The organism is Streptomyces mirabilis (assembly GCF_018310535.1).
Lineage (GTDB): Bacteria > Actinomycetota > Actinomycetes > Streptomycetales > Streptomycetaceae > Streptomyces.
The window spans coordinates 5,821,286-5,842,130 of the sequence record NZ_CP074102.1; the positions used below are offsets into that span (position 1 = coordinate 5,821,286).

The 20,845-nt window shown below is 70.0% G+C and carries 14 protein-coding genes; 9 read left to right on the plus strand and 5 right to left on the minus strand.

Features of this window, described 5'->3' with window-relative positions; all coding sequences use genetic code 11:
- Window positions 1–64 precede the first annotated feature (64 nt).
- Window positions 65–1,051 carry a DNA polymerase III subunit delta gene (holA, locus tag SMIR_RS25645; RefSeq protein ID WP_212727429.1) on the plus strand — a complete coding sequence of 329 codons (987 nt, stop codon included), beginning with the start codon at window positions 65–67 and terminating at the stop codon, window positions 1,049–1,051.
- Window positions 1,052–1,469: 418 nt separating this feature from the next.
- Here holA and rpsT read toward each other — a convergent pair whose 3' ends face one another.
- Complete coding sequence (gene rpsT / locus SMIR_RS25650) at window positions 1,470–1,736, minus strand: 30S ribosomal protein S20 (protein WP_075032712.1); 267 nt, start codon at window positions 1,734–1,736, stop codon at window positions 1,470–1,472.
- 225 nt (window positions 1,737–1,961) lie between these two features.
- Here rpsT and lepA point away from each other — a divergent pair, with 225 nt between their 5' ends.
- Both lepA and SMIR_RS25660 read left to right on the plus strand, forming a co-directional pair.
- On the plus strand, window positions 1,962–3,830 hold the full coding sequence (lepA, locus tag SMIR_RS25655) for a translation elongation factor 4 (protein ID WP_101405217.1): 1,869 nt from the start codon (window positions 1,962–1,964) through the stop codon (window positions 3,828–3,830).
- A 261-nt stretch (window positions 3,831–4,091) separates the two neighbouring features.
- A complete protein-coding gene (locus SMIR_RS25660) occupies window positions 4,092–5,966 on the plus strand; it encodes an AMP-dependent synthetase/ligase (RefSeq protein ID WP_168491436.1) in 1,875 nt (624 codons plus the stop codon).
- A gap of 81 nt (window positions 5,967–6,047) precedes the next feature.
- Here SMIR_RS25660 and SMIR_RS25665 read toward each other — a convergent pair whose 3' ends face one another.
- On the minus strand, window positions 6,048–6,632 hold the full coding sequence (locus SMIR_RS25665) for a response regulator (protein WP_067369969.1): 585 nt from the start codon (window positions 6,630–6,632) through the stop codon (window positions 6,048–6,050).
- 11 nt (window positions 6,633–6,643) lie between these two features.
- Complete coding sequence (locus tag SMIR_RS25670; RefSeq protein ID WP_168501019.1) at window positions 6,644–10,720, minus strand: HAMP domain-containing protein; 4,077 nt, start codon at window positions 10,718–10,720, stop codon at window positions 6,644–6,646.
- A gap of 205 nt (window positions 10,721–10,925) precedes the next feature.
- On the opposite strand from SMIR_RS25670, the gene SMIR_RS25675 reads away from it, so the two are divergent.
- The gene (locus tag SMIR_RS25675; protein WP_212727430.1) at window positions 10,926–13,259 is read left to right on the plus strand and encodes an ATP-binding SpoIIE family protein phosphatase; all 2,334 of its coding nucleotides are present in this window, start codon (window positions 10,926–10,928) and stop codon (window positions 13,257–13,259) included.
- A 64-nt stretch (window positions 13,260–13,323) separates the two neighbouring features.
- On the plus strand, window positions 13,324–14,556 hold the full coding sequence (hemW, locus tag SMIR_RS25680; protein WP_168491432.1) for a radical SAM family heme chaperone HemW: 1,233 nt from the start codon (window positions 13,324–13,326) through the stop codon (window positions 14,554–14,556).
- A 282-nt stretch (window positions 14,557–14,838) separates the two neighbouring features.
- Here hemW and SMIR_RS25685 read toward each other — a convergent pair whose 3' ends face one another.
- Both SMIR_RS25685 and SMIR_RS25690 read right to left on the minus strand, forming a co-directional pair.
- Entirely contained in the window at window positions 14,839–15,648 is an 810-nt protein-coding gene (locus SMIR_RS25685; protein WP_168491430.1) for a DUF3097 domain-containing protein, read from the minus strand.
- 31 nt (window positions 15,649–15,679) lie between these two features.
- Window positions 15,680–16,510: an MBL fold metallo-hydrolase gene (locus SMIR_RS25690; protein ID WP_212727431.1), complete on the minus strand. Its 831-nt coding sequence runs from the start codon at window positions 16,508–16,510 to the stop codon at window positions 15,680–15,682.
- A gap of 226 nt (window positions 16,511–16,736) precedes the next feature.
- Here SMIR_RS25690 and hrcA point away from each other — a divergent pair, with 226 nt between their 5' ends.
- The 4 genes from hrcA to SMIR_RS25710 all read left to right on the plus strand — a co-directional run bounded on the left by hrcA (window position 16,737) and on the right by SMIR_RS25710 (window position 20,833).
- Window positions 16,737–17,759: a heat-inducible transcriptional repressor HrcA gene (gene hrcA, locus SMIR_RS25695; protein WP_075032705.1), complete on the plus strand. Its 1,023-nt coding sequence runs from the start codon at window positions 16,737–16,739 to the stop codon at window positions 17,757–17,759.
- Window positions 17,760–18,896 carry a molecular chaperone DnaJ gene (dnaJ, locus tag SMIR_RS25700; RefSeq protein ID WP_101405225.1) on the plus strand — a complete coding sequence of 379 codons (1,137 nt, stop codon included), beginning with the start codon at window positions 17,760–17,762 and terminating at the stop codon, window positions 18,894–18,896.
- A gap of 111 nt (window positions 18,897–19,007) precedes the next feature.
- Entirely contained in the window at window positions 19,008–20,096 is a 1,089-nt protein-coding gene (locus SMIR_RS25705; RefSeq protein ID WP_168491425.1) for a nitronate monooxygenase, read from the plus strand.
- Window positions 20,093–20,833: a 16S rRNA (uracil(1498)-N(3))-methyltransferase gene (locus SMIR_RS25710; RefSeq protein ID WP_168491422.1), complete on the plus strand. Its 741-nt coding sequence runs from the start codon at window positions 20,093–20,095 to the stop codon at window positions 20,831–20,833. Before SMIR_RS25705 ends, SMIR_RS25710 begins: the two co-directional genes overlap by 4 nt.
- Window positions 20,834–20,845 lie beyond the last annotated feature (12 nt).

The following is a 20,845-nucleotide window of genomic DNA, read 5'->3' on the forward strand; positions in this document are numbered from 1 at the left end:
GGGGCCGGTCGTGCGGGTTCCCGTGCGGGACGCGTTGTCAGTGGCGCGTGGGATGCTTTCGGTGATGGCCAAGAAGACCGCTCAAGACGACCCTCTCGCCCCCGTCACGCTTGCCGTGGGCCAGGAGGACCTCCTGCTCGACCGTGCCGTGCAGGAGGTGGTGGCCGCCGCCAGGGCCGCCGACGCCGACACGGACGTACGGGACCTCACTCCGGACCAGCTGCAGCCCGGCACGCTGGCCGAGCTCACGAGTCCCTCGCTCTTCTCCGAGCGCAAGGTCGTGGTCGTACGCAATGCGCAGGATCTGTCGGCCGACACCGTCAAGGACGTGAAGGCGTACCTGGACGCGCCGGCCGAGGAGATCACCCTCGTGCTGCTGCACGCCGGTGGGGCCAAGGGCAAGGGGCTCCTCGACGCCGCGCGCAAGGTGGGGGCTCGGGAGGTGGCGTGCCCCAAGATGACGAAGCCTGCGGACCGGCTGGCGTTCGTGCGCGGCGAGTTCCGGGCGCTCGGGAGATCGGCCGCGCCGGAGGCGTGCCAGGCGCTGGTCGACTCGATCGGGAGTGACCTGCGGGAGCTGGCGTCCGCGGTGTCTCAGCTGACCGCGGATGTCGAGGGGACGATCGACGAGGCCATTGTCGGGCGGTACTACACCGGGCGGGCCGAGGCGTCGAGCTTCACCGTGGCCGACCGGGCCGTGGAGGGGCGGGCCGCGGAGGCGTTGGAGGCGTTGCGGTGGTCTTTGTCGACCGGGGTCGCGCCCGTCCTGATCACCAGTGCGTTGGCTCAGGGGGTGCGGGCGATCGGGAAGCTGTCCTCCGCGCGCGGGGGGCGGCCGGCCGATCTTGCTCGTGAGCTGGGGATGCCGCCGTGGAAGATCGATCGGGTGCGGCAGCAGATGCGGGGGTGGACGCCGGACGGTATCGCGGTTGCCCTGCGGGCGGTCGCCGATGCCGATGCCGGGGTGAAGGGCGGGGGAGATGATCCCGAGTACGCGCTGGAGAAGGCGGTCGTAGCGATCGCTCGGGCGGCTCGGTCTGGTCGGGGCTAGCGCGCGGCTGGGCTGAGCCCGTGTTCTTCCGCCCCCGCCGCCCCTACCTACCCCTCCCCCAAGCTCTCGGCTTCGCTCGAGCAGGGGGACCCCCATCATCCGCAGCCTGGGGGCTCCGCCCCCAGGCCCCCGGGGTGCGTTCCTCGGCTGCGAGCCGGTGGGGGCCGGTCGCGCAGTTCCCCGCGCCCCTGGGGCGGGGCTTCGCCCCGATTTCCCCTGTCCACGCCAAAGGCCCCGCTCGCTCTCCTGGGGAAGGAGGGGGAGCGGGGCCCTTGGGTCACGATGGTGGATCCACGCCCGCGTGGCGAACGCAGGCCGCGCGTGGGTCCGGGGGTGCCGGTCAGGAGCGGAAGAGAGGGCCCGCTTGGTCCTTTCCGGCGGTCAAGTCAGGGGTTGAGCCCGATGGGGCCCAGCCGACTCAGCCCTTGAGGGAAGCGACCTTCGAAGCAAGCGCCGACTTCTTGTTGGCGGCCTGGTTCTTGTGGATGACGCCCTTCGAGACGGCCTTGTCGAGCTGGCGCGACGCAGCGCGCGTGTACTCGGTGGCCTTCTCGACGTCACCCGCGGCAGCGGCCTCGCGGGCCTTGCGGATCGCGGTCTTCAGGGAGGACTTGACCGACTTGTTGCGCAGTCGAGCCTTCTCGTTGGTCTTGATCCGCTTGATCTGGGACTTGATGTTCGCCACGAATGAGCCTTTACAGGTTCAGGCGCGCGAGACAGCACGTCTCACTCGCCGTTTGATTTCCTTAGGTGTGTGCCTCCTGCAGAGAGGGCACGAGACACAGCCACCCAGGCTACCAGTAGCCGTACGACCGGCCCAAACCGGTCGCAGCTTCCCACCCGTGGGACCATGGAGCCTACGTATCGATCCGACCCGAGGCGACAGGCGCCTCAAGAGACAGGACCCTGCGTGCCCGCGACCCCTAACAATGTGCCCGAGCCGAGCCGTACCGCCCCGGCTCTGATCCGCAATTTCTGCATCATCGCGCACATCGACCACGGCAAGTCCACGCTCGCCGACCGCATGCTCCAGCTGACCGGGGTGGTCGAGCAGCGGCAGATGCGTGCTCAGTACCTCGACCGTATGGACATCGAGCGCGAGCGCGGCATCACGATCAAGTCCCAGGCGGTCCGGCTGCCCTGGGCCCCGACGGAGGATCCGGGCAACACCCACATCCTCAACATGATCGACACCCCCGGGCACGTGGACTTCACGTACGAGGTGTCCCGGTCGCTGGCAGCCTGCGAGGGGACCGTCCTCCTCGTCGACGCCGCCCAGGGCATCGAGGCGCAGACCCTCGCCAACCTCTACCTGGCGATGGAGAACGACCTCAAGATCATCCCCGTACTCAACAAGATCGACCTGCCGGCCGCCCAGCCGGAGAAGTTCTCCGAGGAGCTCGCCAACCTCATCGGCTGCGACCCCGAGGACGTACTGAGGGTCTCCGCCAAGACCGGTGTCGGCGTCGAGGCGCTGCTCGACAAGGTCGTCGCCGAGATCCCCGCTCCGGTGGGCGTTCAGGACGCGCCCGCGCGCGCCATGATCTTCGACTCCGTGTACGACTCCTACCGGGGCGTCGTGACGTACGTACGAGTCATCGACGGGCAGCTCAACAAGCGTGAGCGGATCCGGATGATGTCCACGGGGGCTACGCACGAGCTTCTGGAGATCGGGACCAATTCGCCCGAGATGCTGCCCGCGGACGGGCTTGGCGTCGGCGAGGTGGGCTACCTCATCACCGGTGTGAAGGACGTCCGGCAGTCCAAGGTCGGTGACACCATCACCACCCTCAACAAGGGGGCGACCGAGGCGCTCGGCGGGTACAAGGACCCCAAGCCCATGGTCTTCTCCGGGCTCTATCCGCTGGACGGGTCCGACTACCCCGAGCTGCGCGACGCCCTCGACAAGCTGCAGCTCAACGACGCCGCGCTCGTCTACGAGCCGGAGACCTCCGCCGCGCTCGGCTTCGGTTTCCGCGTCGGTTTCCTCGGGCTGCTGCACCTCGACGTGATCCGGGAGCGGCTGGAGCGCGAGTTCGGGCTCGATCTCATCGCCACCGCGCCCAACGTGGTCTACCGCGTCCTCATGGAGGACGGGTCGGAGCACGTGGTCACCAACCCGAGCGAGTTCCCCGAGGGGAAGATCAGTGAGGTGTACGAGCCCGTCGTGCGCGCCACGATCCTCGCGCCCTCCGAGTTCATCGGCTCGATCATGGAGCTGTGCCAGACCCGGCGCGGCACCCTGCTCGGCATGGACTACCTGTCCGAGGACCGGGTCGAGATCCGGTACACGCTGCCGCTCGCCGAGATCGTCTTCGACTTCTTCGACCAGTTGAAGTCGAAGACCCGGGGTTACGCCTCGCTCGACTACGAGCCCACCGGCGAGCAGACCTCCAGCCTGGTCAAGGTCGACATCCTGCTGCACGGCGACAAGGTGGACGCGTTCTCGGCGATCACCCACAAGGACGCGGCGTACGCGTACGGTGTGCGGCTCGTCGCGAAGCTGCGCGAGCTGATCCCGAGGCAGGCCTTCGAGGTGCCCATCCAGGCCGCCATCGGCTCGCGCGTCATCGCGCGCGAGACCATCCGCGCCATCCGCAAGGACGTCCTCGCCAAGTGCTACGGCGGTGACATCTCCCGTAAGCGGAAGCTGCTGGAGAAGCAGAAGGAAGGCAAGAAGCGGATGAAGATGGTGGGCTCTGTGGAGGTTCCGCAAGAGGCCTTCATCGCCGTGCTGTCCAGCGACGACAGCGGTGGTTCGGCGAAGGGCAAGAAGTAGCCACCTGTTACCCCCAGAAACTCGGGCACAATGCGGGCTCGTCGCGCCTCGGCGCGGCGAGCCCGTACGCGTGCGTAGGGTCGCTCTCTGTAGGAAATGACAGTCCGCCGCCTCTTACGCACTGGCCGGACGCGCCTTACTCTGATCTCTGCTCGATGGTTACTCGCGAGTTAAACAACAGCCGAACCAGCCAGCCGCACAGCAACAGTCAGCAGTCGGTCGAGCCAGACGCACGCACTGTCGCGGGCCCCGGAGGATGTCGTGAGCGACACACAGACCCTGATCGAGAACCGTCCGCCGTCCGTGGCGGCCCTCTTCCTGGAGCGCGTGGCGGCTACGCCGAACGCCGAGGCCTACCGCTACCCGGTCCACCCCGCCTCAGGTGAGGGCTCGGACGAGTGGAAGGCGCTGAGCTGGGCGCAGGCCGCCGAGCGGGTTTACGCCGTCGCGGCCGGACTGATCGAACTGGGCGTACAGCCGGAACAGCGCGTCGCGCTCGCCTCCTCCACCCGGGTCGAGTGGATCCTCGCCGACCTCGGCATCATGTGCGCGGGCGCGGCCACGACGACGATCTACCCGCAGACGAACGCCGAGGAGTCGGCGTTCATCCTCTCCGACTCCGACAGCAAGGTCCTGATCGCGGAGGACGCGGCCCAGCTCGCCAAGGCGCGGGAGAAGCGTGCCGAGCTGCCCGAACTCACCCACATCGTCGTCATCGACCCGGCGGGCGTCGAGACCGGCGACGGGGTGCTCACCCTCGCCGAACTGGAGACGCGCGGTGCCGCGTACCTGGAGAAGAACCCCGAACTGATCAAGGAGCGCGTCGGCGCGATCACCGCCGACCAGCTCGCCACCCTCATCTACACCTCGGGTACCACCGGCCGCCCCAAGGGCGTGCGCCTCCCGCACGACAACTGGTCGTACATGGCGAAGGCCATCGCCTCGACCGGGCTGCTCGGCCCCGACGACGTGCAGTACCTGTGGCTGCCGCTCGCCCACGTCTTCGGCAAGGTGCTCACCTCCGGCCAGATCGAGGTCGGGCACGTGACCGCCGTCGACGGTCGCGTCGACAAGATCATCGAGAATCTGCCGGTCGTGCAGCCGACGTACATGGCGGCCGTCCCGCGCATCTTCGAGAAGGTCTACAACGGGGTCGCGGCCAAGGCACGGGCCGGCGGCGGCGCCAAGTACAAGATCTTCCAGTGGGCCGCCGAGGTCTCCCGCGAGTACGCGAAGGCCAGCCAGGACAACTTCCGCCGCACCGGCACAGCCGCCGTGCCCTTCGGGCTGGGCGCCAAGCACAAGGTCGCGGACGCGCTCGTCTTCGCCAAGATCCGTGAGGCCTTCGGCGGCCGGCTGCGCGCCTGCGTCTCCGGCTCCGCCGCGCTCGCCCCCGAGATCGGCTACTTCTTCGCGGGCGCCGGTATCCACATTCTCGAGGGGTACGGCCTCACGGAGTCCTCCGCCGCCTCCTTCGTGAACCCCGGCGAGGCGTACCGCACCGGCACGGTCGGCAAGCCGTTGCCGGGCACGGAGGTGCGCATCGCGGACGACGGCGAGATCCTGCTGCGCAGCCCCGGCATCATGGAGGGCTACCACGGGCTGCCCGAGAAGACCGCCGAGGTGCTGGAGGCGGACGGCTGGTTCCACACCGGAGACATCGGTGAGCTGTCGCCCGACGGGTACCTGCGCATCACCGACCGCAAGAAGGACCTCATCAAGACGTCCGGCGGCAAGTACATCGCGCCCGCCGAGGTCGAGGGCCAGTTCAAGGCCGTCTGCCCCTACGTCTCCAACATCCTCGTGCACGGCGCCGACCGGAACTTCTGCACCGCCCTCATCGCCCTGGACGAACCGTCCATCCTGGAGTGGGCGAAGGAGAACGGGCTGGAGGGCAAGTCGTACGCCGAGGTCGTCGCGGCCCCTGCCACGGTCGCTCTCGTCGAGGGGTACGTCAAGGAACTCAACGAGGGGCTCCAGCGGTGGCAGACCATCAAGAAGTTCCGGTTGCTGCCGCGGGATCTCGATGTGGAGCACGGGGAGATCACGCCGAGTCTGAAGTTGAAGCGGCCGGTTGTGGAGCGGGAGTACAAGGGGCTCATTGAGGAGATGTACGCGGGTTCTCGGGAAGCGTGAGGCTGTTCGTTGTCGGCTGCGGGTGTGTGGGGGCTGGTCGCGCCCACGCGGCGGAGCCGCATATGTCGCGGCCCCGCGCCCCTAAAGGGCGCGGTTGCCGCTCAGCCCTGCCACCAGGCTCTGCAGTTCTCGGACCTGCCTCCGTAGGTCGGAAAGGTCCGGGGGGTCCTCGGACGACAAGCGCTTCTCCAAGGCCGCAAGCCGCGTGCTGATCTGGGCCGCGTGGGTGTGTTCCTGGGTCAGTAGGCGTTCCAGCTGCTGGTTCTTGCGGTGGAGGTCCAGGAAGACCGTGACCTTGGCGCGCAGGACCCAGGGGTCGAAGGGCTTGGTCAGGTAGTCGGCGGCGCCGGTGGCGTAGCCGCGGAAGGCGTAGCCCGCGTCGGCGTCGGTGCCGGTCAGGAAGATGATCGGGACGTCCTTGGTCTGGTCGAGCCGCTTGATGTTGGCGGCGGTCTCGAAGCCGTCCATGCCGGGCATGCGGATGTCGAGGAGGACGACGGCGAAGCGTTGCCTGAGCAGCGCCTTCATCGCCTCCTCGCCCGAACGCGCACGTACGAGCGGCTCGTTGAGGGACCCCAGGACGGCCTCCAGCGCGATCAGGTTGTCCTCCATGTCGTCGACCAGGAGGATGCTGGCGCGCTCGTAGGTCGTTTCCTCAGCGCTCATGGTGACTGTCCTCATTCGGTCGTCGGCGGGGCCGCGGCCTCCTCGGACGATGTGCTCGGCCCCGGAACAACGGATCCTTCGGAGTCGTCCTGCTCCGCGTCGTGCACGCTCTCCGGGTCGAGGAGGGCGCAGACGACCGTGAGCAGCTGATCGACGTCCACCGGCTTGGGTACGTAGTCGTTGGCACCGCGCGCGATGGACTTCTCGCGGTCTCCCGGCATCGCCTTCGCGGTGAGGGCGACGATCGGCAGGCCCGTCCAGCGGGGGGTGCGGCGGATGGCGGAGATCGTCTCGTAGCCGTCCATCTCCGGCATCATGATGTCCATCAGGACGAGTTGCACGTCGGGGTTGCGCTCCAGGGTCTCGATGCCCTCGCGGCCGTTCTCCGCGTACAGGACGGGCATGCCTACGCGGCCCAGGACATGAGTGAGCGCGAAGACGTTGCGGATGTCGTCGTCCACGATCAGCACCCGCCGCCCCGGCAGGACCTGACCCGCCCGGCCGGCCTTCCACGCCTCCAGCTTGGTCGGGGTGGGCCAGGAGTCGTCGGTGTCGTGGGAGGTGTACGGCTCGGTGGACAGCTGCTCGGGCACGAGCGGCCGGTCGTCCTCCGAGGCGGGGCCGGTCGCCGTGTGGCCGGGGCTGATGACAGGGACGTACAGCGTGAAGGTGGAGCCCTTGCCGGGGGCGCTCTCCGCGATGATGCGGCCGCCGAGGAGCCCCGAGATCTCCCGGCTGATGGACAGGCCGAGGCCGGTGCCGCCGTACTTGCGGTTGGTGGTGCCGTCGGCCTGCTGGAACGCCTCGAAGATCACCGGGAGTTTCTCCGCGGCGATTCCGATGCCGGTGTCGGAGACGGCGAAGGCGATCACGTCGTCGCTGTTCTCCCGGGTGAAGGCGTGCTCAGGGTCCTTGAGGCGGTTGACGCGCAGTTCGACCCGGCCGGTCGCGGTGAACTTGATCGCGTTGGAGAGCAGGTTGCGCAGGATCTGCTGAAGCCGCTGCTCGTCCGAGTACATCTCCCGCGGTACGTCCTCCCCGACCGTCACCTCGAAGGCGAGACCCCGGTCGAGGGTGAGCGGGCGGAACGTGGCGTGGACGTAGTCGAGGAGTTTGATCAGGGGGAGCTTCTTCGGGCGTACGTCCATACGGCCCGCCTCGATCTTCGACAGGTCGAGGATGTCGTTGATGAGCTGGAGGAGGTCCGATCCCGAGCGGTGGATGGTCGTCGCGAACTGCACCTCCTGGTCCGAGAGATGGCCGTCCGGGTTGTCCGACAGCAGCCGGGCCAGGATCAGCAGCGAGTTCAGCGGGGTGCGCAGCTCGTGCGACATGTTCGCCAGGAACTCCGACTTGTACTGCGAGCTCGTCGCCAGGAGCGCCGCCTTTTCCTCCAGTTCGGCGTTCGAGCGTTGCAGCTCCGCCTGCTGCGACTGGAGTTCGTCCGAGCGGTCCTGGAGCTGGATGGCGAGACGCTGGGACTCGCCGAGCAGGGACTCCGTACGGGAGTTGGCGATGATCGTGTTGATGGCCACGCCGATGGTGTTCACGAACTGGTCGAAGAAGGCCAGATGGACGTCGGAGAAGCGGGAGAAGGAGGCGAGCTCGATCACGCCGAGGAGTTTGTCCTCGAAGAGGATCGGGATGATGACGACGCTGGCGGGGGCGGCTTCCCCCAGGCCACTGTTGATCTTGATGTAGTCCGGCGGGGCCTCCTCGACGAGGATCCGCTTCTTCTCGCGGGCCGCCTGCCGGACCAGGCCGTGCACCGGCATGCCGCCCGTGTCGACCGTGGCGCCCTGCGCCGAGCCGTATCCGGCGATGAAGGCGAGTCCCTTGGCGGGGACGGCGGTGTGGAGGGAGGTCCCGTCCTCCTCCGGGTCGGCCAGGAAGAAGGCGCCGTACTGCGCGTTCACCAGCGGGGTCAGCTCGCGCAGGATCAGGTCGGCGACCTCCATCAGGTCGCGGTGTCCCTGCATCAGCGCGGCGAGGCGGGCGAGGTTCGACTCCAGCCAGTCCTTCGCGCGGGTCGTCTCGCGGAGGTTGGCCACCATCAGGTTGATGTTGTCCTTCAGCTCGGCGACCTCGCCCTGCGTCTCCACGGTGATCGAGCGGGACATGTCGCCCTGGGCCACCGCGGAGGCCACCTCGGCGATCGCGCGGACCTGGGTGGTGAGGTTGGAGGCGAGTTCGTTGACGTTGGTCGTGAGGCGCTTCCAGGTGCCGTACACGCCCTCGACCCGTGCCTGACCGCCGAGTTGGCCCTCCGAACCCACCTCGCGGGCCACCCGGGTGACCTCGGAGGAGAAGGAGGAGAGCGTGTCGACCATCGTGTTGATGGTCGTCTTCAGTTCGAGGATCTCGCCGCGGGCGTCCACGTCGATCTTCTTCGAGAGGTCTCCCTGCGCCACGGCGGTGGCGACCTGCGCGATGTTCCGCACCTGCGAAGTCAGGTTGTCGGCCATGTAGTTGACGTTGTCGGTCAGATCCCGCCAGACGCCGGAGACGCCGAGAACCTGGGCTCGTCCGCCGAGCCGCCCGTCGGTGCCGACCTCGCGGGCCACCCGGGTCACCTCGTCGGCGAAGGCCCGCAGCTGTTCCACCATCGTGTTGACGGTGTCCTTCAGCTCCAGGATCTCGCCGCGGGCGTCGACCGTGATCTTCTTCGACAGGTCGCCGTTCGCGACGGCCGTCGTCACCTGGGCGATGTTGCGGACCTGGGAGGTCAGGTTCAGGGCCATGAAGTTGACGTTGTCGGTGAGGTCTTTCCAGACGCCGGAGACGCCTCTGACCTGGGCCTGGCCGCCGAGGTTTCCTTCGGTGCCGACCTCGCGGGCGACGCGGGTGACCTCGTCGGCGAAGGCGGAGAGCTGGTCGACCATGGTGTTGATGGTCGACTTGAGTTCGAGGATCTCGCCCTTCGCCTCGACCGTGATCTTCTTGCCGAGATCGCCCTGCGCTACGGCCGTGGAGACGAGGGCGATGTTGCGGACCTGCGAGGTCAGGTTGTCCGCCATGAAGTTGACGTTGTCGGTGAGGTCCTTCCAGACGCCGGAGACGCCGCGGACCTGGGCCCGCCCGCCGAGGTTGCCCTCGGTGCCGACCTCGCGGGCGACGCGGGTGACCTCGTCGGCGAAGGCGGAGAGCTGGTCGACCATGGTGTTGATGGTCGACTTGAGTTCGAGGATCTCGCCCTTCGCGTCCACCGTGATCTTCTGGCTGAGGTCGCCGTTGGCGACGGCCGTGGTGACCTGGGCGATGTTGCGGACCTGGGACGTCAGGTTCGAGGCCATGAAGTTGACGTTGTCGGTGAGGTCCTTCCAGACTCCCGAGACGCCTCTGACCTGGGCGCGGCCACCCAGTTGCCCTTCGGTGCCGACCTCGCGGGCCACGCGGGTGACCTCGTCGGCGAAGGCGGACAGCTGGTCGACCATCGTGTTCACGGTGAGCTTCAGTTCGAGCAGCTCACCGGTCGCCTCGACCGTCACCGTACGGGTCAGGTCGCCGCGTGCCACCGCCGTGGTCACCAGGGCGATGTCACGGACCTGGGCGGTCAGCCGGGACGCCATCGTGTTGACCGCTTCGGTCACATCGCGCCAACTGCCCGACAGGCCCTGCACCTTGGCGCGCCCGCCGAGACGGCCTTCGGTGCCGACCTCGCGCGCGACCCGGGTCACCTCGCCCGTGAAGAGGGACAGCTGATCGACCATCTTGTTGACGGCGCGCCCCAACCTCCGCAGATCGCCTCTGAGCTGACGGTTGCCGTCGTGCAGGTCGACCCGCTGGGTGAGGTCGCCGCCGGCCACCGCGTCCAGGACGCGCGTCGCGTTCGCGGCGGGCGCCACCAGGGCGTCGAGCAGCTGGTTCACGTCATTGACGCGGGTCGTCCAACTGCCCTGGCCCGGGCTCGCCGACAGCCGCTCGTCGAGCCGTCCGTGCCGGACCAGCTCCCGTCGTACCCGCTGCACTTCCGTGTTGAAGTGGGTGCTGCGGTCGATGATCTGGTTGAACGTCGCGGTCAGGTCGGCCACCAGGCCGTGCCCCGTCTCCGGCACCTTGGTGAAGTCACCGTCCCGCGCGGCGGTCATCGCGGCGAGCAGCGGACGCAGATCGGACGCCGGGATCCGGCCGTCGTCGAATGCCCGATTCTGTCCGTCTTCGAGCACACGCGTAGCACTGTTCTCACTCATGGCGGCCCACTTCGGTAACTCGGCGCTTATGGGCGTGGCCAGTCTGTCACTCTGTCCGTGTCGCCTGAGGCGTATTCGTCCGAACTGCTCAGGGAGCCGCACAGTGGGGGCCATTCCGACGCAACGGGAGTCGCAACCGGACTCCACGGCGCTTGCCCCTGGTACGCCCGCGCACTACCGCGCGGGTCAGGAAGCCATGGCGCGCGCCGCGCTGCCGGGCACTCCGCTCGCGCCCGGCGCCGCCCGCCGCATGGTGCGCGAGACGCTCGCCGACTGGGGGGAACTCGCCCTGCCCGGCGCCGAGATCGTCCGAGAGCGCCTCGCCGAGGACGCCGTCCTGGTGGTCAGCGAACTCGTCACCAACGCCGTCGTGCACGCGGGCACCGACGTCGAGCTGCTGTGCCGGCTGGAGATCACCGACGGCGGTGCGGTGGGCGCGGTGGTCGTCGAGGTCTCCGACCACCATCCCTCGCGGGCGGTACGCGAGGAGTCGGCCGAACGGGCGTACGGCATACCGGAGTACGGGCGGGGGCTGCGGTTGGTCGCCTCCCTGTCGGAGGCGTGGGGGATCACGTATCGGACCGGGGTCAAGACGGTGTGGGCGCGGCTGCCCGTGGACGGGGGGCTGAGCGTCGACGAGGGGCTGGGCGTCCAGGGCGGGTTGGGCGTCGAGAGCGGATTGGGCGTTGAAGGCGGGTTGGGCGTCGAGAGCGGATTGGGCGTTGAAGGCGGGTTGCGTGTTGAGAGCGGGTTGGGTGTCAAGGGTGAGTTGGGTGTTGAAGGCGGGCTGGGTGTTGAAGGTGGGCTGAGTGTCGGTGGTGGGTTGGGTGTTGAGCGTGGGTTGAGTGTGGGTGGTGGGTTCGGTGTCGACAGGGGGATGGGTGTCGGGCCGGGAATGACGGAAGCCGCGGGACTTTCCGCCGGTTCGGGGTTGGCCGACGGATTCGGACTGCCGGGCGGAATCGGGGTGCCGGGCGGGACGGGACTGGTCGGCGAGACGGGGCCGGCTGACGAGACGGGACTGGTCGGCGAGAGGGTCGCCCCCGAACCGCGGCAGAGGCCGCAACAGGACGGCGACTGGCTCAACCGCGGCGCCCTCTCCTTCCTCGCCGAGGCCTCCGACCTGCTCGCCGGGCAGCTCGACGAGGACCTCGTCGCCGCGCTCGCCGGACAGCTCCTCGTACCGCGGCTCGCCGACTGGTGTGCCGTATGGCTGGAGGACGAGGCCACCGACCGGGCGGGTGGGCTCGGGCTGGCCCTGGGACCCCGGCTCGCCCGGGTCTGGCACGGCAGTGAGAACCGGATCGAGGAGCTGCGGCGGGCCCTGGAGAAGGATCCGCCACGGTTGCCGGACTCGGTGCGGTCCCGGGCGGTGCCGGTGCCCTGGCCGGGGGAGGCGTCTGGACCGGGAGAGGCCTTGGGCACGGGGCAGGTGCCGGGGCAGACGGGTGGCACGGGCGGAGTGAGCGGGGCGGCGCTCGCGTACCGGCTGATCGCGGGCGGCCGGCCGCTCGGCACCCTCGTCATCGGCCGGGCCGGACTGGCCGCCTTCCCCGACGAGATCACCGGGCTCGTCGAGGACCTCAGCCGGCGGATCGCCCTCGCCATCGGCGCGGCCCGCCAGTACGCGCGCCAGGCCACCATCAGCCGGGTCCTCCAGCGGGGACTGCTGCCCGGCGCGGTAGCCGAGATCCCCGGGGTGCGCAGCGCCCTCGTGTACGAGCCGCTCGACAAGGGCGGACCCAGTGGTGACTTCTACGACCTGTTCCCCGCGGGCGACGGGCGCTGGTGCTTCGTCCTCGGCGACGTCCAGGGCAAGGGGCCCGAGGCCGCCGTCGTGATCGGCCTGGCCCGGCCCTGGGTGCGACTGCTGGCCCGCGAGGGCTACCACGTCGCGGACGTGCTCGACCGCCTCAACCAGCTCCTCCTCGACGACGCGACGGAGGCGGCGGACGCGGCGGCCCGTGCGCTGGTGGCGACGGGCGGGCCGGGTCTCGGCCCCGACGAGGGTCCACAGACCCGTTTCCTCTCCATGCTGTACGGCGAGCTGGTGCCCTTCGAGGGCGGCGTACGCTGCACCCTCGCCTCCGCCGGGCACCCGCTGCCGCTGATCCTCGGCCCCGACGGCGACGTACGGGAGGTGGCCGAGCCGCAGACCCTCCTCGGTGTCTTCGAGGACGCGACCTACGTCTCCGAGACCTTCGACCTGTACCCCGGCGACACCGTCCTGTGTGTCACCGACGGAGTGACGGAGCGCCGCAGCGGGCCGCGCCAGTTCGATGACGACGAAGGGCTCGCGGAGGCCCTCGCGGGCTGTACGGGGCTGAGCGCCGAGCTCGTCGCGGAACGCATCCGGCGACTCGTGCACGAGTTCGGCAGCAAGCCGCCGGAGGACGACCTGGCGTTGTTGGTGCTGCAGGCGGAGTGGGAGGAATAGAGCGAGAAACGGCAGGTGAGCGGTTGGAAAGGGGTATGCGGCCGGGTACGGGACAATGGAAGGCATGCCTTCCGCACTTCCCGACGGTGAGCCCGTCCCCGACGACGGGGCGCTGCCCGCGCACGCCCTGGCCGGAGCCGCCGAGCGCCCCCTCGGTTTCTACCTCCACGTGCCGTACTGCGCGACCCGCTGCGGCTACTGCGACTTCAACACCTACACGGCGACCGAGCTGCGGGGCACCGGAGGCGTGCTCGCCTCCCGCGACAACTACGCGGAGACGCTGATCGACGAGGTCCGGCTCGCCCGCAAGGTCCTCGGCGACGACCCGCGACCCGTCCGTACGGTGTTCGTCGGCGGCGGTACGCCCACGTTGCTGGCCGCCGACGACCTCGTACGGATGCTGGGGGCGATCCGGGACGAGTTCGGGCTCGCGGACGACGCGGAGATCACGACCGAGGCGAACCCGGAGTCGGTTGATCCGCGGTATCTGGAGACGCTCAGGACCGGAGGGTTCAACCGGATCTCCTTCGGCATGCAGAGCGCCCGGCAGCACGTCCTCAAGGTGCTCGACCGTACGCACACCCCCGGCCGGCCCGAGGCGTGTGTCGCGGAGGCGCGTGCGGCCGGGTTCGAGCATGTGAACCTCGACCTGATCTACGGCACGCCCGGTGAGTCCGACGACGACTGGCGGGCCTCGCTCGACGCCGCGCTCGGTGCCGGGCCCGACCATGTCTCCGCGTACGCGCTGATCGTCGAGGAGGGGACGCAGCTCGCCCGCCGTATCCGGCGGGGCGAGGTGCCGATGACGGACGACGATGTGCATGCGGACCGGTATCTGATCGCCGACGAGGTGCTGTCCGGGGCGGGGTTCGACTGGTACGAGGTGTCGAACTGGGCCACTTCCGCCGCCGGGCGGTGCCTGCACAACGAGCTGTACTGGCGGGGCGCCGACTGGTGGGGGGCCGGGCCCGGGGCCCACAGTCACGTGGGCGGGGTGCGGTGGTGGAACGTGAAGCATCCCGGGGCGTATGCGGGGGCGTTGGCCGCGGGGCGGTCTCCGGGGGCGGGGCGTGAGCTGCTCTCGGAGGAGGACCGGCGGGTGGAGCGGATTCTGCTCGAGCTGCGGCTTCGGGAGGGGTGTCCGTTGTCGCTGCTGCGGGTGGAGGGGCTTGCGGCGGCGGGGCGTGCGTTGTCGGAGGGGTTGCTCGAATCCGGGCCGTATGGCGAGGGGCGGGCCGTGCTTACGTTGCGGGGGCGGTTGCTGGCGGACGCGGTGGTAAGAGACCTGGTGGACTGAGGGGGCTGCGCCCCCGGACCCCGGCGGTGTTCTTCTTCTGCGGGCGAGTGGGGGCTGGTCGCGCAGTTCCCCGCGCCCCTGGGGGATCGGGGCTGCGCCCCGGATCTCCGGCCGTGTGGAGTTCTTCGGCCGAGGGCGGGTGGGGGCTGGTCGCGCAGTTCCCCGCGCCCCTATAGACCTCGGGCCGTCCGGCGTTCCAGGGAGAGGCCGGGGGACGCACCCCACCCACCGCGGTCCACGCCCTCCAGTTCGTCCGGCGTTCGAGGACGAGGATCGGGTTTGTCAGTGGGGGGCTGTGACGAAGTCGATGAGTTCTTCCACTCGGCCCAGGAGCTCCGGCTGCAGGTCCTTGTAGGAGTGGACGCGGGACAGGATGTGCTGCCAGGCGGCGCCGGTGTTCTCGGGCCAGCCGAGGGCGCGGCAGACGCCGGTCTTCCAGTCCTGGCCGTGGGGGACCCGGGGCCAGGACGGGATGCCTACGGAGGACGGCTTCACGGCTTCCCAGATGTCGATGTAGGGATGGCCGAGGACCAAGGCGTGCTCGCTCGTGACCGACGCCGCGATACGCGACTCCTTGCTGCCGGGCACCAGGTGGTCGACGAGGACGCCGAGGCGGGCGTCCGGCCCGGGCGAGAAGTCCGCCACGATCGCGGGCAGGTCGTCGACGCCCTCCAGGTACTCGACCACGACGCCCTCGATGCGCAGATCGTCGCCCCAGACCCGTTCGACCAGCTCGGCGTCGTGGCGGCCCTCCACGTAGATCCGGCCGGCACGGGCGACCCGGGCCCGCGCGCCGGGGACGGCCACCGAACCGGAGGCCGTGCGGGTGGGACGGACGGCGGTGCTGGAGGGAGAGGGGCGGGTGAGAGTGACTACCCGGCCCTCCAGGAGGAAGCCGCGCGGTTCCAGCGGGAACACGCGGTGCTTGCCGAAGCGGTCCTCCAGCGTCACCGTGCCCGCCTCGCAGCGGATCACCGCACCGCAGAAGCCGGTAGCCGGCTCCTCGACCACCAGGCCCGGCTCCGCCGGAACCTCCGGCACGGGCTTGGGCTTCTTCCACGGCGGAGTCAGGTCCGGAGAGTACTGGCGCATTCGGATGACGATAGGAGAAGCCCGGCGGCGCTCACCGCGACACGCCGAAATCCGACGCGTCGAAACCGGGCGTGGCGAAACCGGGCGTGGCGAAACCCGGCGTGGCGAGACCGGGCGTGGCGAGACCGGCCGTGGCGGAACCCGGCACGCCGAAACGCGCGGCCAACGCGTCCCGCTGGGACCGCACGAACCCGGCGTCCACGACCGCCCCGTGACCGGGCACGTACAGCGCGTCCTCCCCGCCGAGGTCGAGCAACCGGTCAAGGGCCCCGGGCCAGCGCGACGGTACGGCGTCGGGGCCCGCCTGGGGCTCGCCGGACTCCTCGACCAGGTCGCCGCAGAACACCACCGTCGGCTCGCCCGGCACCACGACCACGAGGTCGTGGGCGGTGTGGCCCTCGCCCGTCCGCACCAGCAGGACCTCGACGCCGCCGGTCAGCTCGAGATGCCAGGTGCCCCACACGTAGTGCCGGGGACGCACCAGGGTGTCCGCCGCGTCCTCCGCCGCCCGCGCATCCAGCCCGCCCCGCACAGCGTCCGCGTACAGCTCCTCGCGCCCGTGCTCGTACACCTCGGCCGAGCCGCCCGCGACGAGGACCTCCGCGCCCGCGAACGCCGCGGCGCCGAGGACATGGTCGAAGTGGGGGTGGGTGAGCGCGAGGAAGGTCACACGGCGGCCGGCGAGCGCCTGCGCCTCCCCGCGCAACCGTGCGCCCTCCGCGAGGCTCGACCCCGCGTCGACGATCAGCGCCCCGCCCTCGCCCACGACCAGCCCGACCGTGCAGTCCCAGACCGGAAGCCGCCGCCGCCCCACCCGCGGTGTCAGCTGCTCCCACCCTGCCTCTTCCCAAGTCACCTTCATACGCCGACGCTAGCGGTGAGGGCGTGGACGGTACGACATCGCGGGCAGGGACGGTGTGACATCACGGGACACGTCGGTGTACGTCCGTGCACCTTGCACAAGATCGCGGGGCCGCCCTTGCCGGGGCCGTACCCACCGGCCGTACACTGGGCCGGGGAATGCTGGCACTCGCACACGCTGAGTGCCAAGCCAGGCGCCGAGGGGTCGAGAGCTGGAGGTGTGCGCGATGCTCAGTGAACGCAGGCTCGAAGTGCTGCGCGCCATCGTCCAGGACTATGTCGGCACCGACGAACCGGTCGCGGTCGGGTCCAAGGCGCTGACCGAGCGGCACCGGCTGGGAGTGTCCCCGGCCACCGTCCGCAACGACATGGCGGCCCTGGAGGACGAGGGGTACATCGCCCAGCCGCACACCAGCGCCGGGCGGATCCCCACCGACAAGGGCTACCGGCTCTTCGTCGACAAGCTCGCCGGCGTCAAGCCGATGACCGCGCCCGAGCGGCGGGCCATTCAGAACTTCCTGGACGGCGCGGTCGACCTGGACGACGTCGTCGGGCGGACGGTGCGGCTGCTCGCGCAGCTGACCCGGCAGGTCGCCGTCGTGCAGTATCCGTCGCTGACGAGATCGACCGTGCGGCACGTGGAGCTGCTGTCCCTCGCCCCTGCTCGTGTGATGCTCGTGCTGATCACGGACACCGGGCGGGTCGAGCAGCGCATGATCGACTGCCCGGCCCCGTTCGGAGAAACGTCTCTCGCGGATCTGCGGGCCCGGCTCAACAGCAGGGTCGCGGGCCGTCGCTTCGCGGACGTCCCGCAGCTCGTGCAGGACCTCCCGGACGCGTTCGAGGCGGAGGACCGGGGTACGGTCGCGACGGTGCTCTCCACTCTTCTGGAGACGCTCGTCGAGGAGACCGAGGAGCGGCTGATGATCGGCGGAACCGCCAATCTGACGCGCTTCGGACATGACTTCCCTCTCACCATCCGGCCGGTGCTCGAAGCGCTGGAGGAGCAGGTCGTGCTTCTCAAGTTGCTTGGTGAGGCCGGGGATTCGAGCATGACCGTGCGAATCGGTCACGAGAACGCGTATGAGGGACTCAACTCCACGTCCGTGGTCTCGGTCGGCTACGGTTCGGGCGGCGAGGCAGTAGCCAAACTCGGCGTGGTCGGCCCGACCCGCATGGATTACCCGGGAACGATGGGAGCGGTACGCGCAGTGGCACGGTACGTCGGACAGATCCTGGCGGAGTCGTAAGTGGCCACGGACTACTACGCCGTACTCGGCGTGCGCCGCGACGCGTCCCAGGACGAGATCAAGAAGGCCTTCCGGCGGCTCGCACGCGAGCTGCACCCGGACGTCAATCCCGATCCGAAGACGCAGGAGCGGTTCAAGGAGATCAACGCCGCGTACGAGGTGTTGTCGGACCCGCAGAAGAAGCAGGTCTACGACCTCGGCGGCGACCCGCTGTCCCAGTCGGGCGGCGGCGGTGCGGGCGGCTTCGGCGCCGGTGGGTTCGGGAACTTCTCGGACATCATGGACGCCTTCTTCGGTACGGCGTCGCAGCGCGGTCCGCGGTCGCGTACGCGGCGTGGCCAGGACGCCATGATCCGGCTCGAGATCGAGCTGGACGAGGCGGCCTTCGGCACGACGAAGGACATCCAGGTCGACACGGCCGTCGTCTGCGCCACCTGCAACGGTGAGGGCGCGGCGCCGGGTACCTCGGCCCAGACCTGTGACATGTGTCGCGGGCGGGGTGAGGTGTCCCAGGTCACGCGGTCCTTCCTCGGGCAGGTCATGACCTCCCGGCCGTGTCCGCAGTGCCAGGGCTTCGGGACCGTCGTCCCGACTCCCTGCCCCGAGTGCGCCGGTGACGGGCGGGTCCGGTCGCGTCGCACGCTGACCGTCAAGATCCCCGCCGGTGTCGACAACGGCACGCGGATCCAGCTCGCGGGCGAGGGCGAGGTCGGGCCCGGTGGCGGTCCCGCCGGTGACCTCTACGTCGAGATCCACGAGCTGCCGCACTCCACGTTCCAGCGGCGCGGGGACGATCTGCACTGCACGGTGACCATTCCGATGACCGCGGCCTCGCTCGGCACCAAGGTGCCGCTGGAGACCCTCGACGGTCTCGAGGAGGTCGACATCCGTCCGGGCACGCAGTCCGGGCAGTCGATCCCGCTGCACGGGCGGGGTGTCACGCATCTGCGCGGCGGCGGCCGGGGTGACCTCATCGTGCATGTCGAGGTGACCACGCCCACGAAGCTCGATCCCGAGCAGGAGCGGTTGCTGCGGGAGCTGGCGCAGCTGCGGGGGGAGGAGCGGCCCACCGGGCAGTTCCAGCCCGGGCAGCAGGGCCTGTTCTCGCGCCTGAAGGACGCGTTCAACGGTCGCTGACGGGTGTTCCTGGGGGCTCCGCCCCCAGGCGCTCGACCGTCCGTCCCGGTGGCCTATGCCAGGCGGAAGGCCCGATTCGGACTTGTTCGGAGGACGTGACAACATGCCGTCATGTCCACCGCACTGACCGATCTCTTCCCTCACCCGATCGTGCAGGCCCCCATGGCGGGCGGCGTCTCCGTCCCGCATCTCGCGGCCGCCGTGTCCGAGGCGGGCGGGCTCGGGTTCCTCGCCGCCGGGTACAAGACCGCCGACGGCATGTACCAGGAGATCAAGCAGTTGCGCGGGCTCACGGGCCGCCCCTTCGGGGTCAATCTGTTCGTGCCGCAGCCCGAGTACGCGGACCCCGCCGCGGTCGAGGTCTACGCCCACCAGCTCGCGGGCGAGTCCTCCTGGTACGAGACCGAACTCGGTGAACCGGACAGCGGTCGTGACGACGGCTACGACGCCAAGCTCGCCGTCCTCCACGACAACCCGGTGCCGGTGGTCTCGTTCCACTTCGGCATCCCGAGCCCCGACGTCCTGGACTCCCTGCGCCGCGCCGGCACACTCACCGTGATCACCGCGACCACGGCCGAGGAGGCCCTCGCCGTCCAGCGGGCCGGCGCCGACGCGGTCATCGCACAGGGTGTGGAGGCGGGCGGCCACCAGGGCACCCACCGCGACAACCCGGAGACGGACGGTACGGGTATCGGGCTGCTGTCGCTGATCGCGCAGGTCCGCGAGACCGTGGACATCCCGATCATCGCCGCCGGCGGCATCATGCGCGGCAGCCAGATCGCCGCGGTGCTCGCCGCGGGTGCGAACGCGGCACAGCTCGGCACCGCGTTCCTCGCCACCCCGGAGTCCGGCGCCAACGCCGTGCACAAGCAGGCGCTGACCAACCCGCTGTTCGTGCGGACGGAGCTGACGCGCGCGTTCTCCGGGCGGCCGGCGCGCGGCCTGGTGAACCGCTTCATGCGTGAGCACGGCCCGTACGCGCCCGCCGCGTATCCCGAGGTCCACCACCTCACCTCCCCGTTGCGCAAGGCGGCCGCCAAGGCGGGCGACGCGCAGGGCATGGCGCTGTGGGCGGGGCAGGGGCACCGCATGGCGCGCGAGCTGTCCGCCGGGCAGCTGGTGGAGGTGCTGAGCGCGGAGCTCGAGGCGGCCAGGACAGCGTTGTCGGCCGCCGGGGAAGCGGGGGGTGAGGTTCGATGACGGCACCGGTGTTCGTGGTCGAGCACTTCGACGCGGACGGCGTCGGACGGCATGTCCTCGACGGCTCGGAGGGGCGGCACGCCGTCTCCGTGAAGCGGCTGAACCCCGGCGAGGACGTCGTCCTCACGGACGGGGCCGGGCGCTGGGCCCAGTGCGTGGTCGTCGCCACCGAGGGCAAGGACCGCCTGATCGTCCAGATGGACTCCGTGGCCGAGGAGCCGGTGGAGGAGCCCCGTGTCACCGTCGTCCAGGCGCTTCCCAAGGGCGACCGGGGCGAGCTGGCCGTCGAGACCATGACCGAGACCGGCGTCGACGCGATCGTCCCCTGGGCCGCCTCCCGCTGCATCACCCAGTGGAAGGGCGAGCGGGGTCTGAAGGCGCTCGCCAAGTGGCGGGCCACGGCCCGGGAGGCCGGCAAGCAGTCGCGCCGGGTGCGTTTCCCGGAGGTCGCGGACGCGGCGACGACCAAGCAGGTTGCTGCGCTTCTCGCCAAAGCCGACTTCGCGGCCGTTCTGCACGAGAGTGGCGCCGAACCCCTGGCCACGGCCGAACTGCCCGAGCGGGGCGAGATCGTGCTCGTGATCGGCCCGGAAGGAGGCGTCTCTCCCGAGGAGCTGGCGCTCTTCGCGGAGTCGGGTGCTAAGGCGTACCGGCTCGGGCGTAGCGTGCTGCGTACCTCGACCGCCGGGACCGCGGCGACCGCGCTGCTGCTCGGGCGCACCGGCCGCTGGTCCTGAAACCACGCCGAC

What these genes read in the sequence shown, in the direction of transcription:
- holA (WP_212727429.1), top strand. Translation starts at nt 65, where the DNA reads ATGGCCAAGAAGACCGCTCAAGACGACCCTCTCGCCCCCGTCACGCTT.
- SMIR_RS25665 (WP_067369969.1), bottom strand. Translation starts at nt 6,632, where the DNA reads ATGAGCGCTGAGGAAACGACCTACGAGCGCGCCAGCATCCTCCTGGTC.
- SMIR_RS25670 (WP_168501019.1), bottom strand. Translation starts at nt 10,720, where the DNA reads ATGACCGCCGCGCGGGACGGTGACTTCACCAAGGTGCCGGAGACGGGG.
- hemW (WP_168491432.1), top strand. Translation starts at nt 13,324, where the DNA reads ATGCCTTCCGCACTTCCCGACGGTGAGCCCGTCCCCGACGACGGGGCG.
- SMIR_RS25685 (WP_168491430.1), bottom strand. Translation starts at nt 15,648, where the DNA reads ATGCGCCAGTACTCTCCGGACCTGACTCCGCCGTGGAAGAAGCCCAAG.
- SMIR_RS25690 (WP_212727431.1), bottom strand. Translation starts at nt 16,510, where the DNA reads ATGAAGGTGACTTGGGAAGAGGCAGGGTGGGAGCAGCTGACACCGCGG.
- hrcA (WP_075032705.1), top strand. Translation starts at nt 16,737, where the DNA reads ATGCTCAGTGAACGCAGGCTCGAAGTGCTGCGCGCCATCGTCCAGGAC.
- SMIR_RS25705 (WP_168491425.1), top strand. Translation starts at nt 19,008, where the DNA reads ATGTCCACCGCACTGACCGATCTCTTCCCTCACCCGATCGTGCAGGCC.
- SMIR_RS25710 (WP_168491422.1), top strand. Translation starts at nt 20,093, where the DNA reads ATGACGGCACCGGTGTTCGTGGTCGAGCACTTCGACGCGGACGGCGTC.